Origin of the sequence: Idiomarina seosinensis (assembly GCF_044797955.1) — a bacterium.
Lineage (GTDB): Bacteria > Pseudomonadota > Gammaproteobacteria > Enterobacterales > Alteromonadaceae > Idiomarina > Idiomarina seosinensis_A.
In genome coordinates this window covers 1,938,323-1,954,557 of sequence record NZ_CP085211.1, presented here as the reverse complement: position 1 = coordinate 1,954,557, position 16,235 = coordinate 1,938,323, and the positions used below count along the sequence as shown (strand labels likewise).

Annotated in this window: 14 protein-coding genes, 1 tRNA gene and 1 pseudogene; 6 read left to right on the top strand and 10 right to left on the bottom strand. The window is 47.0% G+C overall.

Translation table 11 applies throughout. From position 1 onward, the window contains the following. Positions 1-54: 54 nt before the first annotated feature. Complete coding sequence (locus LG288_RS09285) at positions 55-1,017, bottom strand: HNH endonuclease (RefSeq protein ID WP_404399912.1); 963 nt, start codon at positions 1,015-1,017, stop codon at positions 55-57. 310 nt (positions 1,018-1,327) lie between these two features. On the opposite strand from LG288_RS09285, the pseudogene LG288_RS09280 reads away from it, so the two are divergent. Beyond that, positions 1,328-1,630 (top strand): annotated as a pseudogene (locus tag LG288_RS09280) (tyrosine-type recombinase/integrase); the annotation flags it as partial. A gap of 39 nt (positions 1,631-1,669) precedes the next feature. Here the strand turns inward: LG288_RS09280 and LG288_RS09275 are convergent. Together LG288_RS09275 and LG288_RS09270 are read right to left on the bottom strand one after the other, a co-directional pair. Next, positions 1,670-2,757 (bottom strand): IS3 family transposase gene (locus LG288_RS09275; RefSeq protein ID WP_404399911.1). Its coding sequence is split into 2 segments (ribosomal slippage): positions 1,670-2,496 and positions 2,496-2,757, totalling 1,089 coding nucleotides; the frame shifts between segments, so codons are not numbered across the junction. A gap of 66 nt (positions 2,758-2,823) precedes the next feature. Next, on the bottom strand, positions 2,824-3,057 hold the full coding sequence (locus tag LG288_RS09270; RefSeq protein ID WP_404399910.1) for a helix-turn-helix transcriptional regulator: 234 nt from the start codon (positions 3,055-3,057) through the stop codon (positions 2,824-2,826). 108 nt (positions 3,058-3,165) lie between these two features. Between LG288_RS09270 and LG288_RS09265 the strand changes: the two genes are divergently transcribed. After that, the gene (locus LG288_RS09265) at positions 3,166-4,428 is read left to right on the top strand and encodes a hypothetical protein (RefSeq protein WP_404399909.1); all 1,263 of its coding nucleotides are present in this window, start codon (positions 3,166-3,168) and stop codon (positions 4,426-4,428) included. Between the two features lie 14 nt (positions 4,429-4,442). Here the strand turns inward: LG288_RS09265 and LG288_RS09260 are convergent, their stop codons facing one another. The 5 genes from LG288_RS09260 to LG288_RS09240 form a co-directional block, all read right to left on the bottom strand. Next, positions 4,443-5,672: an integrase domain-containing protein gene (locus LG288_RS09260; protein ID WP_404399908.1), complete on the bottom strand. Its 1,230-nt coding sequence runs from the start codon at positions 5,670-5,672 to the stop codon at positions 4,443-4,445. Positions 5,673-5,837: 165 nt separating this feature from the next. Further along, positions 5,838-5,913, bottom strand: a tRNA-Phe gene (locus LG288_RS09255). Positions 5,914-6,003: 90 nt separating this feature from the next. Then, positions 6,004-7,914 (bottom strand): biosynthetic arginine decarboxylase, encoded by a 1,911-nt coding sequence (gene speA / locus LG288_RS09250; RefSeq protein ID WP_404399907.1) that lies wholly within the window; start codon positions 7,912-7,914, stop codon positions 6,004-6,006. Further along, the gene (gene speB / locus LG288_RS09245; protein ID WP_404399906.1) at positions 7,914-8,834 is read right to left on the bottom strand and encodes an agmatinase; all 921 of its coding nucleotides are present in this window, start codon (positions 8,832-8,834) and stop codon (positions 7,914-7,916) included. Before speB ends, speA begins: the two co-directional genes overlap by 1 nt. 24 nt (positions 8,835-8,858) lie before the next feature. Continuing rightward, positions 8,859-9,896 (bottom strand): 6-phosphofructokinase, encoded by a 1,038-nt coding sequence (locus tag LG288_RS09240; protein WP_404399905.1) that lies wholly within the window; start codon positions 9,894-9,896, stop codon positions 8,859-8,861. Positions 9,897-9,968: 72 nt separating this feature from the next. On the opposite strand from LG288_RS09240, the gene LG288_RS09235 reads away from it, so the two are divergent. Next, the gene (locus LG288_RS09235) at positions 9,969-11,048 is read left to right on the top strand and encodes an Ldh family oxidoreductase (RefSeq protein WP_404399904.1); all 1,080 of its coding nucleotides are present in this window, start codon (positions 9,969-9,971) and stop codon (positions 11,046-11,048) included. On the opposite strand, the gene pdxH is transcribed toward LG288_RS09235, so the two are convergent. Together pdxH and LG288_RS09225 are read right to left on the bottom strand one after the other, a co-directional pair. Beyond that, on the bottom strand, positions 11,045-11,683 hold the full coding sequence (gene pdxH / locus LG288_RS09230) for a pyridoxamine 5'-phosphate oxidase (protein ID WP_404399903.1): 639 nt from the start codon (positions 11,681-11,683) through the stop codon (positions 11,045-11,047). The two genes, LG288_RS09235 and pdxH, sit on opposite strands and share 4 nt — an antisense overlap. 26 nt (positions 11,684-11,709) lie before the next feature. Then, on the bottom strand, positions 11,710-13,371 hold the full coding sequence (locus LG288_RS09225; protein WP_404399902.1) for an amidohydrolase: 1,662 nt from the start codon (positions 13,369-13,371) through the stop codon (positions 11,710-11,712). Between the two features lie 167 nt (positions 13,372-13,538). Here LG288_RS09225 and LG288_RS09220 point away from each other — a divergent pair, with 167 nt between their 5' ends. From LG288_RS09220 to LG288_RS09210, 3 genes are read left to right on the top strand one after another with little or no spacing between them, the layout of a single operon-like run. Beyond that, complete coding sequence (locus tag LG288_RS09220; RefSeq protein ID WP_404399901.1) at positions 13,539-14,162, top strand: LuxR C-terminal-related transcriptional regulator; 624 nt, start codon at positions 13,539-13,541, stop codon at positions 14,160-14,162. A 5-nt stretch (positions 14,163-14,167) separates the two neighbouring features. Continuing rightward, positions 14,168-14,692 (top strand): DUF1285 domain-containing protein, encoded by a 525-nt coding sequence (locus LG288_RS09215; protein ID WP_404399900.1) that lies wholly within the window; start codon positions 14,168-14,170, stop codon positions 14,690-14,692. A 29-nt stretch (positions 14,693-14,721) separates the two neighbouring features. Then, on the top strand, positions 14,722-16,158 hold the full coding sequence (locus LG288_RS09210) for a sigma-54 dependent transcriptional regulator (RefSeq protein WP_404399899.1): 1,437 nt from the start codon (positions 14,722-14,724) through the stop codon (positions 16,156-16,158). Positions 16,159-16,235 lie beyond the last annotated feature (77 nt).

Below are 16,235 nucleotides of genomic sequence, written 5' to 3'. Positions count from 1 at the left end.
AGCTGAATTGCTAGCGCTCCAAAGTAGTTCTTGTATACAAAAACTGTGAGTCAGTTAAAAGTCTTTTCGTAATAAACGCAAATTATTTTCAACTAATTGTCTATTTAAACGTTGACGCTCGATGAACTCTCTCAGTGTGTAATTACTTTTGGCAAGGTTACAGTCCTTGCATACTAAAACCATATTACTCTCTGTAGACAATCCGCCTTTTGAAATTGGGTATATATGGTCCGCGTGAGGTTCTACCCCAATATCCTCTCCGCAATAGGGACAGTTTTCAAGAGTAGATAGCTGTTCTTCAAGCACCCCCTTTACTTCCTTTGCTAACGTCCTACTTTTAGCAAAGTAGGCGGCCTTATAAGCTTTATATGTGGCTTCTTTACTTTCAGAGCTCTTCTTTATTGCTTCAACAGTTGACTCTTGTTCGCGGAGAAAATGTATTGCTTTTTCAAGTGCTATGAGCCTAACTTTAGCATTGTTAACTTTAGTAACTTTTGAGCTAACTAATTTGTTCATTTCACTCACTGAGTGCCGGCCATCTGTTACTGAGTGCTCCAGCGAGCCAATATCCTCCATAAGGCTTTCTAGAGTTTTCCTGAGTTCACACTCTTTTTGAATGAGAGTTGTAATCTCTTTACTGAACCAGGATTTAGAACCGATAGGTTTCCTTTTAAAAAACTTTGTTAACGCAGATTGTTTTTCGTAGTCTACGATCTGTCGCAAATCTTTAGTTACTGATTCTCGGAGATATTTAGTTCGAAGCAGCTCACTCTCCACTTTTTGGCGTCGATACTTTATGGAGTTAATCTTCTGCTGGGCTGATTCTAATAATTTAATTTCCTTTGATAGTTCTTTTTCAAGAGATTCGTCTCGTAACTTTTGCTTCTTTAATGTCGAAATAGATTTTTGTATATATCGCTCAAAGTGTTCAGAAACTTTCGTTTCTTGTTTGACTGCTTGAGTTTCATACTTTCGAGGCTTTGCTCTGTGCTTTCTATTGTATCTCCGCCTCGCCATAGCTCACCAAATGAAAAAATCTGTGTACAAGACCTTCGAAATAACAAGAGTAGCGGCTGCCCGAAAAAGGATAACCTCAATAGTCACTCTAGAAGCTGTAGTCTTTATAATTTTAAAGCTCAAAAAAATACTCGTTAATCTTTCAGATATACATTATGGAAAAGCAAGAGAGTATTGTAAGTGCTTTCTTGCTGGTGTTCCCAAATTAAGGAATTGGGAACAAGCAAACCCACTAAAAACGGGCTATTTCCCCCTTTATACCCTCTTAAGTACTCAAAATCACGTTTTACAGCAAAAAAGGAACTCGATCATGGCCGAAGTACAAGCGGTTAAAGATCTGGATACCGTAAAGCTGGTTAGCTACCTTCTCAAACGAACTTATGGTCAGCAGATTGCTGATGTTTGGGATGTGGGCTTGAACCTGGCATTACGGATCTCAGATTTACTATCCATAAAGTTTGAAAACATACACGATGAGCGTCTGACTCTGGTTGAAGGGAAGACGTCGAAACAAGCAACCATTAAATTGAACGACAAAGCACGGTCGATTATTGCTCGAATAAAGGATGAGCATCCAGACCATATTTACCTATTTCAATCCTATCGAAACCAATTGTAATCCCCCCATTTTAAGCAGCAGTTATTCGTAGAATTAGTGAACCGCTTGCGTTAAATATTTGGGCGGGATGCCGCCAATGGCCGTATTCGGCCTTTCGTTGTTATAAATCCAAAGCCACTCAGTAGCAAGTTTTTGTGCCTGCTCAACGCTCTCGAACATGTGTAAATCCAGCCATTCATGACGAACTGTTCGGTTAAAACGTTCGATGTAAGCATTCTGAGTTGGCTTGCCGGGCTGGATATAAAGCAGCGTTATTTTTTGCTTCTCTGCCCAACTTGTTAACTCGGCCGAGATATACTCTGGCCCATTGTCACACCGAAGTGCTGCGGGTTTGCCGCGCCATTCGATGACCTGCTCTAACGCTCGAATGACACGTGCACTAGGCAATGATAAATCCGCTTCAATGGTTAAGCCTTCGCGATTGTAATCGTCGATCACATTAAATGTTCGTAACGAACGACCATCAGCTAAGCTGTCTGACATAAAATCCATCGACCAGACCTGATTTTTGGCCGTTGGTACGCTCAATGCGTCTGGTTTATCCCGTTTAATGCGTCGTTTCGGTTTTATCCGTAAGTTAAGCTCAAGCTCCCGATAAATGCGGTATACCCGCTTATGATTCCACGGAAAACGCTTCACGTTGCGCAGGTGATGAAAGCATAAGCCAAATCCCCAGCGCTTCTGAGCCTCTGTCAGGCGCAACAGCCAGTCAGCGATAACAGCGTTCTCATCGCTGAATTTGCACTGATAATGATAACAGCTTTCGCTAATTCCCAGGCAAATGCAGGCTAAGCGAATACTGATACCATGGCGCTCAATGGCGGCACGCGCCATCTCTTTGCGTTGAGATGGCTTTACAGCTTTCCCTCAAGAGCTTCCTTACGGATCTCTGCTTTAATGCGCTCTTCGGCATACATTTTCTTGAGGCGTTTGTTTTCATCCTCAAGCTCTTTGAGACGCTTCATCATGGATGCGTCCATGCCGCCAAACTTGGCGCGCCATTTATAAAACTGAGCAGAGCTCATGCCGTGCTCACGGCAAAGCTCTGGAACGGGCACACCCTTCTCGTTCTGCTTCAATATCGCCAGTATCTGACTGTCTGTGTATCGTGATTTGCGCATAGAAAACTCCTTTGCTTTAGTTTAGCGGAATTTTCTACTAATAACTGCTCCGATTTTCTGGGGGGATTACAATGCATTCCGCTCCTCCTTACGCGCATTAATCCAGTCAATAACTTCTTGCTCAATGTAACGAACCGACCGCTCTCCTAGGCTGATCGGCTTTGGGTAAGTGGGATCGTACTGTTTTGAGTTTTTATCCAACTTCGCAAAGTGGTACGATTTTGAAATTGACAATAAATTAAGAACCTCCTGTAGTCGTAGAACCTTGCCTGGTAATTGTGGATGTTTGTGTTCTTCCATCTGGACTCCTTATTAATTGGCTGCGGAACACATCGACAATTACAGCGGAAAAAAAGAGCCTGATACAGGATTTACGGTGGGGAGTAATTTCGAAAAAGGGTGCCAGTAGTGGAGTCAACTGATAACAGCAGCACGGACAGTGAATTAGCTGAAATTTTTCGAGCCAGGTTTTATCGTAATTGGTGGCAGTTTCAGTATGCTAACCGTTATTTTTTAATGAAACTTAGTGACGATAGAGCGTTGGAAGACCAAGTTGGTCATGCAGAGGCGGAGCTTGAGCAAGTTTTTATAAAACTCCATCCAGAGTTGGCTCACGTGAATGATTTCCAGTCATATTTCTACAAGTTCGCAAATTGCTTAGTCTATGAATACCACATATCAACTCAGCCAGACGGTTTTCTGGATGTGCTGTACCACCTTGACTTGCTTATGTTTGACTTTCCACTCAGGAAACTAGAGTCGAGTGAAATTACATCCGTTAAAATTTTGCATGAATGGACGTATCGATTAGGTTTTCTGTCTCCTTTGTTATTAGCAGAGCCTGAACCGCTGTTCTTGTGGGAAGTTTTTGTGGAAGAGAATCCTGATATATTCTTCAACAACAGGTCAGTTGAGCTGTATGAGTATCCAAAGAAAGATGACTGGCCACAAGGGTTAAAGGTTTCGACAATATTTGATGAGTTTGATGTGTCGGGAGGGTGGGATTTAGCAATTTTTTATCATAAAGGTGATGTACTTTCGAAGCTGTCGAGCCAAGTAAAAAAATATTGGAATGACCCTGGATTGACGGTTGTTGGTGAAGAAACGGGCGCTTATATCAAGCTTTATGTTGATCGTTCTGTTTGTTCACATCACATGGCCAAGAGAAAGTTGGAGGAATTAATAGAGTGGTGCACTGAATTTGAATCGGGACGGATAGTATTTCTGAATGATGATTCTCAAAAAAGCTCAGAAGAAGAAAGGAAACGCGCCGAACGCCGTAAAAGAAAAATGATTCGCGCGATTGAGAGCAGTGAGGGACTAAAGAAAACTAGGTGGAGTGTTGAGCAAAGCAATCTTAGAAGGGCGGTGGGCCTTTACCATTGGGATTGCATGAGCTCTACAGGCAAGGAACTTGGGGGGAAAAGTCGATTTGCCGATGAAACTATTGAAGACCTCAGAGCTGTTAATATCAGATCTTTAAATTATTATCGAACGAATTATAAGCGGCAAGCGGTTGAGGTTGGACACTCTGCTTTTCCGGAGCTTGGTGATAGTGCTAGCGTGCACCAAACAGTAAACAAGGAAATGCGTAATGATTATTTCCTTACTGACTACTGCATAAGGAATGCTGATTTTTTCACATCGGAGGAAGCGAAGAAAAATAGGTGATATTGCTGCAGAGATTAATCTGTTTTTGATACCGCCAGTGCCATAGCCCCACGACATGCCTCCTCAATATGCTCAGACCACCATTCCATCATTTCCCTGCGCTGCTTCAGATAAGTAGAGCGGTTATATGCCGCTCGAATTTTGTCTTTGTCCTTGTGCGCTAGCGCAACTTCAATCACGTCTCTGTCAAAGCCCTGTTCGTTGAGAGTGGTGCTTGCTAGTGCTCTGAGTCCGTGAGCAACCAAGCGTCCCTCGAAACCCATGCGCTTGAGTGCCCTGTTAGCGGTTTCTTTATTAGCATGCCTTAGGGGAGCCCTATCGGAAGGGAATATAAACTCTCTATGGCCACTCAATGGCTGCATGAACTCCAGCAATGCTAGTGACTGCTTAGTTAATGGTACTTCGTGAGGGCGCGCCATTTTCATTCTCTCTGAAGGGATTGCCCATATTGCTTTGTCAAAGTCGATCTCTTGCCAACGGGCCTGCACGGCTTCACCTGGGCGAACCATTGTGTGCAGTTGCCATTCAATCAAGCAGCGAGTCACGTATTTGATGTTGGCAAAATTCAGAGCCCGCATGAGCTCCGGTAACTCATCAGGAGCCAGTGCTGGCATGTTCTTAACATCTGATGATGGAATAAAATCTTTTATATCTGTCAGAGAGTTTTGCTTAATGTAACCGACGTTAAGAGCGAACGACATCACATTATTTATTCGGCGAGCGACCTTACGTGCCATTTCAAAGCTATTTCGTTTGGTAAGGGCCTCAATGGCTTCTATCGCTTTCGGTGCCGTTAACTGCTTGATGGGAATTGATCCGATTCGTGGGAACACGTCATTTTCTAGTGAGCGCCAGAGCTTCTGAGCTGTGCCAGGCTTTAAGTCCTTGCGGTGTATCTCGAACCAACGCTCAGCTACTGCTTTGAATGTATTGCCAGCGGCAGCCCGCTTTGCCTCGAATTGCTCGTCACGATGAGATATGGGATCAATATCTTGGGCGAGTAGCTCCCGATTTTGCTGGCGCTTTTCACGTGCTAGTGCTAAAGACAAATCAGGGAAGGTGCCAAGGGTTAAATTTCTGCGGCGTTTGGTGAAGGGCTCGAAATAATTGAAGATCCAAACCTTCTTGCCCGATGGTTTGACTCTTAGGTGCAGTCCTTGACCATCAGAAAGGTTGTATTCTTTGTCTTTGGGTTTAGCCTCGCTAACTTCTCGAGCGCTCAATGGTTTAGTGATACGGGGCATTTTAGTAACACGCCTTTAGTACATTTTGTTCTGTGTTACTAAACAGTGTACTAAAAAGTGTGGATGTTACTGAACCAGAAAAGACTAAAAAAGACTCCAACCCCGTCCAAGTACTTGATTAATAAAGGCTTAAAGTACAAGTATGGACGGCATTGGAAGGGATGGTGGTGCCCGGAGGCGGAATCGAACCACCGACACGAGGATTTTCAATCCTCTGCTCTACCAACTGAGCTATCCGGGCGACGAGGCGTATTAAACGTTTTTTTAAGTTCCGAGTCAACCGCTTTTCTAAGGTTTTTTACTGTTTGCTCAGTAAATCGACACTTTCCGTTTAATCAACACTCAAATAGGTGCTGGCGGCTAAACATTTTTCGTAAAAGTTAGTCCAGCGCACTCCTTCGCGGGGAGCAAGAGCGCCTTTTCGAACTTGCTGATCAACTTGTTTTTTAACTGTTTTAGCCATCGACTCCGTATTATATTGCATTGTCTGCAAGACCTTTTCGGCAGAAGTGCCGGGAACGATTTCTTCAATGTAAAAGTCACCGGGTTCATCGTCATGGCAATAAACGTGAACTTCGGTTAAGCGACCAAATAAATTGTGCATGTCACCCATGACATCCTGGTAGGCACCGGTTAAAAACATACCTACGTGGTAGTCTTCATTTTTTCTTAAACTGTGCATGGGTATGTTGTCGCTGATTTCAGTACCTTCAATATATTTCGTCAGCTTGCCATCACTATCGCAGGTAATGTCGACAATTGAACAGCGCACTTCTGGTTTTTCGTTTAAACGGGCTACCGGAACTATCGGCAGTACCTGCCCAATAGCCCAGGTATCGGCTGCTGACTGGAATATAGAGAAGTTACAAAGGTACTGGCTGGCCAGGCGATCTTCCAGCTCATCGAGTTCCTGGATAAACTGGTTTTCTTTATCCAGGGACTGGTGAATCTGACTTAATATCTGCCAGTACATGGTATCGAGTCTGGCCATTTCCGGTAAGGACAGAATCCCCAGCTTAAAGGCTTCGTAAGCGTTTTGCTTATAGCCTGCAGCATCGTTATAACGCTCCTGGGGATGATATTTATCGCCGGAAAGATAAAGTTCCCGCATGTTTTTAACGAGTATGTGTTCATCCTCAACCGGGGACAAATCAAATTCAGTGCCGGCAGATTTTATCTCACCGACAATATTAGTGACCACACAGCTATGGTGTGCGGTCATCGCTCGACCGCTTTCGCTGACGATATTGGGGTGGGCTACTTGTTCCAGATCACAGACTTGTTTAATGCCCCAGACAACGTCAGCAACGTACTCTTCAGTTGAGTAATTACGTGATGAGTCAGTAGTGGAACTGGTTCCGTCGTAATCAATACCCAGTCCGCCGCCAATATCCAGGTATTCTAACGGAACGCCTTCCTGAACCAGCTTGGCATAGAGCCTGGCGCCTTCGGTTACGGCCTCTTTAATTTTTCGGATGTCGGATAGCTGACTGCCAATATGAAAATGTAATAGTTTGGCGCAATGCAGCATATCCTCCTGCCGCAAACGCTCAATCACGTTAAGGATTTCAGCGATGCTCAAGCCGAATTTGGCATGATCACCGCTGGAGCCGGCCCATTTACCTGAGCTGCGCACCATCATTTTAGAGCGCAGGCCGATCATCGGTTCGACACCGAGTTTTTTAGCCAGTGGGATCAGCATTTCCAGCTCTGAATACTTCTCGATAACAATAATCATCTTGCGGCGCAACTGGCGGCCGAGCAGAGCCAGGGTCAGATAATCTTTATCTTTATAGCCATTTAAAATAGTCAATGCTTCGGGGTTGTCGTTATAAGCGAGAACCGCCATCAACTCAGGCTTAGAGCCGGCTTCCAGACCGTAATTATAGGGTTCACCGGCGTCGAGAATTTCTTCGACAACTTCCCGCATCTGGTTAACCTTTATCGGGAAAACACCACTGTATTTACCACCATAGTCGGCATCTACGATAGCCTGGGCAAAGGTTTCATTAATAATTTCAACTTGGGAGCGCAGAATATCGTGAAAACGGATTACGGCAGGAAACTTAATGCCTTCAGCTTTAATTTCTTTGACCACGTCCTGCATGTCTATAGTGATATCAGGAAAGCGATGATTAGGCGCTATTTTAATATTACCGTTACCGCCGATTGAGAAATAACCGGCACCCCAGCGCTTTACACCATAGAGTTCTTCGGCTTGATCAATGTTCCAGTCTGCCATTAAGCTTTAGCTCCTGACTGCTGCAAAGTAAGAATTATTTCACGCACGATTTTCGCGGCGAACACATCTGAATTGCCGGTAGGGTCAATTTGCGGTGAAAGTTCAACCACATCGGCACCGACGAAGTTTTTTTGGGCCAGGATTTTCATTAAACTGACGAAAGAATGGAAATCTTCGCCGCCAGGCTCAGGCGTTCCGGTCCCCGGCATAAAGGCGGGATCAAAATAATCGAGATCCAGGGTCAGATAGACAGGTCGTTCAGCAGCAATGGCCTCAACACTGTTCAGAAATTCCTGTCGCGACTGGCGCACGGTACCTTGCTCTTTCATCCATCGATATTCATCGCGGGTACCTGACCGGATGCCGTATTGAATTAACTCATTACCGGCACCAAAATGATCGTAAACACGGCGAATAATAGAGGCATGGGAATAATGGTAGCCTAAAAATCCATCGCGAAGATCGGCATGTGCATCAAGGTGCAGCAAGACTAAATCTGGGTATTGTTTCAAGTGTTTAACAATAGGCGCATAAGAAATAGAGTGTTCGCCGCCAAAGGTCAGCAGCTTAGTTTTCGTTGCGCTTAAGTCCAATGGTTCGAATATGGCATTAAAGTCATTAACCGCATGGTGCCACTGCTGTTCAACGTCCTCGTCAAAGCCAAGGCGCAGGTTACCCAAATCAAAAAACGGCTGGTCGTCTAAATCAGCATCCAGATAGGGTGAATAGGACTCGATATCCTCCGATACACTGCGTAGCCCGTCAGGTCCTTCTTTAGTTCCTTTACGGAAACACGCAGTCCCGTCAAAGCCAAAGCCGATAAGGTGAAGGTGGCCCGGGTGAACTTCAAACGCCCGCTCGGCGCCGAAAAAAGGGCGACTCGGATCGTTCGTTGCAACCGGTAATGAAATTGGGGACATAGAATCTCTCACTGTTACTTTGACCTACTTTTGTGTTGCCTTCTGGCGTTCTTTCTTAACGGGATTAAATATTTTTGTCTGAATATCAATCAGTTCCTGACTTAACTGTTTACGTTGCATCCAGGTTTCCTGCAGAGGTGTAGCTACCAGCTGATCGCGCTCGACACCCGACATTACACCTGTTTCGCCTTTACGGATCAGCTCGACTGCATGAACACCCAAACGAGTGGCGAGAATGCGGTCGGTGGCTGTGGGTCGGCCTCCTCGCTGCACATGCCCCAGCAAACAGGGCCGGCAAGGAAAATTAAGCCGGTCTTCGAGCTGCTCCGATAGGCGGACGGCGCCGCCCGGCCATTGGTTTTCGCACAGCACCATGACGTAACTTGAATCGCCGCGGATGCGGTGTACTGCTTCAATATGTTTAACCAAAGCTTCCACGGTCAATGGTTTATTTTTTTGCAGCTCCGGCAGGATCATTCGCTCAGAACCGCAGGCCATCGCACTGCTGATGCCAATATATCCGGCATTGCGGCCCATAACTTCAACAATAAATACGCGGTCCATCGCCTCTGCGGTGTCACGAATTTTATCCAGGGCATCCATAGCCGTTTCTACTGCAGTGTCGTAGCCAATAGTGAAGTCGGTGCCATAAAGATCGTTATCTATGGTGCCCGGAATTCCAATGATCGGTCCCTGCCAGAACTTAGCAAGATGGTCAGCTCCGCGGAAAGAGCCATCACCACCAATAACGATAAACCCGTCGATTTGGTGCGCGTCCAGGTTTTCTGCCGCTTCGCGGCCACCTTCATCGGATTTGAATTGCTCACTACGGGCACTTTTTATAATGGTGCCGGAACACTGAACAATATGCTCTACCTGCTCACGTGCCAGTTTAACATAGTCATTGGTTAAAACGCCCTCATAACCGTGGCGAAAACCAACCACCTCAATGCCATAATGTTCTGCCGTTAACACGACCGCCCGAACGGCAGCGTTCATGCCGGGCGCGTCACCACCGCTTGTGATGATTGCAATTCGGTTAATAGTATCAATAGATGACACGATCCCTACTCCTTGATAATGTCGTAGGCGTAAGCTTACCGATACCGTGGCGGGTTACCAAGAGGAAATTTGATGTCGGATGCAGTAAAACGTTTTGATTACCAGGAAATCCTGCAGTGGGCGACAAGTTGTCTGCAAAAGTCAGGTGCTTGCGACAAAATTGCCAGCAAGGTCAGCTTTTATCTGCTGGAAGCTGATTTACTCGGATTTTCAACGCACGGCTTGATTCGTTTGTTAAATAACTGTCAGTGGCTGGAGCAGGGGGTTAGTACCCACCGCGGAGAACCGCAGGTTTTAACTCAGCGCGCAGCAGTGGCTAACTGGGATGCCGAGTTTCTGCCAGGACCCTATGTTATGCCAAAGGCTATTGAAGCGGCGGTCACTATGGCGAAAGCAGCCGGCACAGGTACCATTGTCATCAGGCGTAGCCAGCATATTGCGGCCCTGGCAGCTTACTTAAGTATTGCAACGGAACAAGGGCTGGTCGTGAGCTTAATGTGTTCTACGCCGGGTCAGCGTGCCGTAGCGCCCTTTGGCAGTAAAGAGGCGGTGTTTTCGCCCAATCCGTTTGCGGTTGGTGTTCCCAGTAGTGGGCGGCCGTTATTGTTCGATATCAGCTTTTCTATGACGGCGGCAGGTAAAGTGCGTCAGGCCAGAGCCAACGGGGCTAAATTACCGTACCCGGCACTGATTACGGCAGATGGCGACTGGAGCGATGACCCGAGCACCTTTTTTGCCTCGCCGGCCAGTGCGATTGCCCCCCTCGGTGGCGAACACCTCGGTTACAAGGGGTACGGGCTGACATTGTTTAGTGAAATATGGACCATGGCGTTAGGCCAGTATGGCCGAATGCAGGGTCACGATGACGGTGACGCAAACGTGGTCTGGGTGCAGGTCATCGACCCGTCAGCATTTGGCGAACAGAAGGCTTTTATCACGCAGGTTGATAAGCTATTACAGGATTGTCGGCAAGCAGCCCCGATGCAGCCGGGAACAACTGTACGAATTCCGGGTGAGCAGGCGCTGGACAAAAAGCAACGGCAGCTAAGTGGTGGCGTAGAATACAGCGCGGCAACACTAAAAGTATTGCAGCGCTGTGCTGAGTTCACTCAGCTACCGTTACCGCCGGACAAGCCAGAGACGCCCTGCTAAGGCTGCAGCCGTTGTACCTGCCAGCCATTTTCAGCCAGGGTGTAAACAAAACGGTCATGCAGACGATTACGGCCACCCTGCCAAAACTCAAACTCAGTGGGGCGAATGAGATAGCCACCCCATTGCTCAGGGCGAGGCACTTCGGTGTCGGCATAGTGCTCCATTAAGCGAGTAAATTCTTCGTCCAGCTGTTTGCGTGAGTCAATCGGTTGGCTTTGATGTGATACTAAAGCACCAACCTGACTGGCTTTAGGTCGCGATTTAAAATAAGCATCGTTTTGCTGCTCAGTTAATGGGCTGACTTCACCCTTAACTTCAACCTGACGCTCGAGAGGCAACCAGGAGAAGTGCGCAGAAACTTTGCGGTTTAGTGCCAGCTCCTGACCTTTTCTGGAACCTTTACTGGTAAAAAAGCGCAGGCCGTCCTCGTCATGCCCTTTTAATAAGACTACGCGCTGGCTTGGCACCCCCTGCTGGTTAACTGTCGCCAGGGTCATAGCCGTCGGATCCGCATTAAGATCGGCCTCGATAGCTTGTTGTAGCCACAGTTCAAATTGACGATGTGGGCTATCGCTCAACTGTGCCCGTTGCAAACTGCCGAGCGCGTAATCGCGGCGAATTTTTTCAAGATCCATAAACCACCTCAACCAGACTTAAAGGATTACTGCGGATAGACTTTCTTACCGCCAATGTAAGTTTCTTCTACTTTGATTTTCCATAAATCAGATGCCGGAATCTTAAAGGGGTCCTGATCAATGATAATAAAATCAGCCCACTTGCCGGGTTCCAGCGATCCTAACTGTTGCTCCTGCCAGGCGGCATAGGCTGCGTCAATAGTGAACGCGCGTAATGCCTGCTCTGTTGACATTGCCTGATCAGTATACCAGCCACCTTGCGGTTGATTTAAGCGGTCTTGACGGGTTACCGCGGCGTGCAGTCCAAAAAAGGGATTGGCTAATTCAACCGGGAAATCTGACCCTGCCGCAATAATTGTGCCTTGCTCCAATAACGTCTGCCAGGCATAGGCGCCTTGCATGCGCTCTTTGCCGAGGCGGTCTTCGGCCATGTTTTTATCGCTGGTGGCATGGGTGGGTTGCATCGAGGCAATAATGTTCAGCTCTTTAAAACGTTCGAGATCATCGGGATGAACAATTTGTGAATGTTCGATGCGATTACGTAGGTTACGCCCCCCCAGTGTTTCGAAATTTTCTGCAAAAGAGTCCAGAGCAATGCGATTAGCGCGATCACCAATGGCGTGGGTGTTAATTTGAAAGCCATGAGGAATAATTAACTTATAAAGATCGTCAATATGCTCAGGTGAGGTCACCATTAAACCATGGTTATCATGATCATCGCTGTAGGGCTCGATGAGGGCCGCACCGCGACTACCGAGTGCGCCATCGGCGTATATTTTTACACTGCGGATAGTCAGCTGATCATCATCGGTGACGAAGGGCCCCTCAGCAAGCAGTTGCGGTAACTGCGGTTCGGTTGCTGAAATCATGGCGTAAATGCGTATTGGCAGTTCGCCCTTATTATGCAGACCTTTGTAGATGGAAAGGTCGGTTGCCGGAACGCCGGCATCATGAACACTGGTAATGCCGCGTTCGGCTAAATGCTGGAATGCCAGCGCAAAGGCCTGTTTCTTCTCGGCTGCACTGGGTTCGTCAATGATGGCTTCCACCAATTGCATTGCGTTGTCAATCAAAACCCCGGTGGGCTGACCGTTGGCGTCTTTGATGATTTCGCCACCCTCCGGTGACACGGTCGCGCCATCAATGCCAGCCAATTTCAGCGCTGCAGAGTTGGCCCAGCCAGCATGTCCATCGACCCGGGTCAGGTAGACTGGCCGTTCGCTGACAACTTCATCCAGGTGACTGGCGTTTGGAAACTCGCGACTTGGCCATTGCTCCTGGTTCCAGCCGCGGCCGATAATCCAGTTTAATTTTGGCTGCTGCCGGGCATAGTCGGCCACCGAAGCGACAGCATCCTGTACCGAAGAGCTGTCACGCAAGTCAACCTGCAGCAAGCTCATGCCCAAACCGAGGACGTGGCCGTGGGCGTCTGTTAAGCCGGGAATGACCGTTTTGCCGTTTAGGTTAATAACTTCGGCAGTGCTGTAACGCTGCCGCAGGTTATCCTCTCCGATAGCCACAATACGGCCGTTCTGAGTCACCATGGTTTCAAACTGCTGCAGTACGGCGTCTTGTCCCGCGGGGCTGGTTAAAGTGTAGCCGTTAACATTGGTATAAACCTTTTGGGCAAAAACTGTCGTACTTAAAACAGCAGCGGTAATAAAAAGTATGAACGGTTTGTAAAACATAAGCTATTCTCACTGATAAAAGTGGCTCTACTATAAACGGGTTTTAACAAAATTTGTATGTTGCTGTTAGCGTTTATGGCATAGACAAGGTCATTTACACTTGCTCAAAAAAACAATTAAGGTATGCTAAAAGTTAGATTTGTTGTCGCGAAAACTGGACTACGACCATGAAAATTCTCATTATTGACCCCTCGTTCTTTATGCGGGCCGGGCTTATACAATTAATCACTAATTACGCGACGCAACCGTCTATCTTCGAGGCCGAATCTTTCAGCGTGGCAGAGACTTACTTGCAGGCGGATAAATTTAATTTGATATTTATCGAGATGAATCTGCCTGACGAAGAAATACGTCCGGCCCTGCAACAGTTAAAACGTCTTGCCCCGCAGTCACATCTGGTATTGTTTACTAAAGCGCGGTCGTTAAGTGATGTGCGGCAGGTAATGTCGGCAGGTATTCGCAGTTATTTACCAAAAGATTGTTCTGCTGAGCAGGCCAAACTCGCGGTTAAGAGTCTACTTAACGGTGATCGTTATTTACCTAACGATCCGACCTTAAATGAGCCAAGACAAAAAAGCAGTGGCGCCGAATCTTTCTTATCTCCGCGGCAACTGGAAATTATGCAGTTATTGGCACAAGGCCTTTCAAACAAAGAAATTGCTAATATTCTTGGCATAACCGAAGGGACTATCAGAGTACACTTGTCAGCGATTTTTAAAGCGATAAAAGTTTCGAATCGAACTGAAGCCACGCTTTGGTATCTGTTACGTCAAAAAAAGTTGGTTGATTAGGGTTTATGTCGCTCGAACGTTTGTTTCAGCAACTAGAATCTCATCAGCGGGCGCCCACCGAACAATGGGATCCACCTTATTGCGGTGAGTTACCGATTCGCATTATGGCCAATGGCGACTGGCACTACCAGGGCAGCAAGATCAATCGGCCGGCGTTAGTAAAATTATTTGCGTCAGTATTAAAACGAGAGGGTGATGATTACTATCTGGTGACTCCTGCTGAAAAAGTCAAAATCCAGGTAGAAGACGCGCCTTTTGTTATCGTCGACTGGCAAGTGATGGATATCGAAAATCAGCAGGCGATACAAGTTGTCAGCAACATCGATGAGCGATATATTCTTTCTGCACAAACGCCATTAGTTTTGTCTGATGGCATCCCCTATGTGCAGTTAGGCAAAGGCCTGACCGCGAAAGTTCATCGCAACGTGTTTTACCAGTGGGCTGAGATGGCAACACCTGTCTCGGGCAGTGAACACCATGAGTTTGTTATTTATAGTGCCGGGCATGCGTTTTCGCTGGGTCACGGGTAGCTAACAGGGAAGATTACAGCCAAGTTGTTATGAATAGCGAAAAAAAAATAGTTTACCTAATCGAGAATGACAAAGTTCGTAGGCAGCGTTTACAGACAGTTCTGACCTTTATTGGCGAGCAAGTAACCGTGATAGACGCATGGTCCGGAAGCGTGCCTAAGGATAACGCCTTGTGTATTATAGCCGGGGGCGGAGTCGATAATCTTGAACAACTGGCCAGTAGTCTTCCCGAGCTACCCTTTATTTGCACCAGTGCCGAGCAAACAGCTGCTCTGCAACGAGCAAATGTGCTTGGCCCGATAGCCGATAGTGTCGACTATCAGGAGCTTTCGCGTTGGTTACATTATTGCCAGGCTTATCACCGAAGCCTGACCAGCCGGTATGTTACCGGTGACCAAAAAAGAGGTTTGCTGGACAGCATGCTGGTGGGGCAGAGTGACGCTATTCAGTCCATAAAACAAATGATTAGCCAGGTGGCCGGCAGCGATGCAAACGTTCTTGTCCTGGGCGAGTCGGGTACCGGTAAAGAGGTAGTTGCACGAGGGATACATGAAGTGTCTGCGCGCAAGAACGGGCCCTTTGTGCCGGTAAACTGTGGCGCTATTCCCGCAGAGTTACTGGAAAGCGAGCTTTTCGGTCATGAAAAAGGGGCTTTCACCGGAGCTATCGGCATGCGCAAAGGTCGCTTTGAGCTGGCCCAGGGTGGCACGTTGTTCCTTGATGAAATCGGTGATATGCCGCTGGCGATGCAGGTAAAACTGCTGCGGGTATTACAGGAACGAAATTTTGAACGAGTGGGCGGAAGTAAGAGTATAGAGGCCGATGTACGTGTGGTTGCTGCAACGCACCGGCAGCTGGAAACTATGATAAGCGAAGGTAAATTTCGCGAAGATCTTTATTATCGTCTGAATGTGTTTCCGATAGAAGTGCCTGCTTTACGGCAACGCCAGGAAGATGTGCCACTGCTGCTGCACGAATTGACGGCACGCTTTAAAAAAGATCGCGGCGTCGGTCTGCGATTTACCGAGCAGTCATTAGCCTCGCTGTCAAAGCACCAGTGGCCCGGTAACGTGAGAGAATTGTCTAATTTGATCGAGCGGTTAAGCATCATGCACCCGGATCAGTTAGTGGATGTACAAAACCTGCCCCCCAAATATCAGCACGTGGATTACCTGCCTGAGGAACCTGAATTTCCGGATGAATTACTCGAACGCGAAGCTCTCAATTCAATTTTTGCCGACGACGATTTTGACGAAACTGACTCGCAGGAAGATGCTGATCGTTTATTGGGTTCTGAGTTGCCTGACGCCGGGGTCAACCTAAAAGATATGCTCAGCGAGCTGGAAGTAGAAATGATTAAGCAGGCGCTGGAAAAAACCGACGGCGTGGTAGCAAAAGCCGCAGAATTGCTTAGCATGCGACGGACCACTCTGGTCGAGAAAATGAAGAAGTATCAGATTAAATAGCGGTCTGTCGAGTTATTGACACCGGATGTATTAATTAACTATTTGAAATCATTAGATATTATTCGGGCATGAAGTTT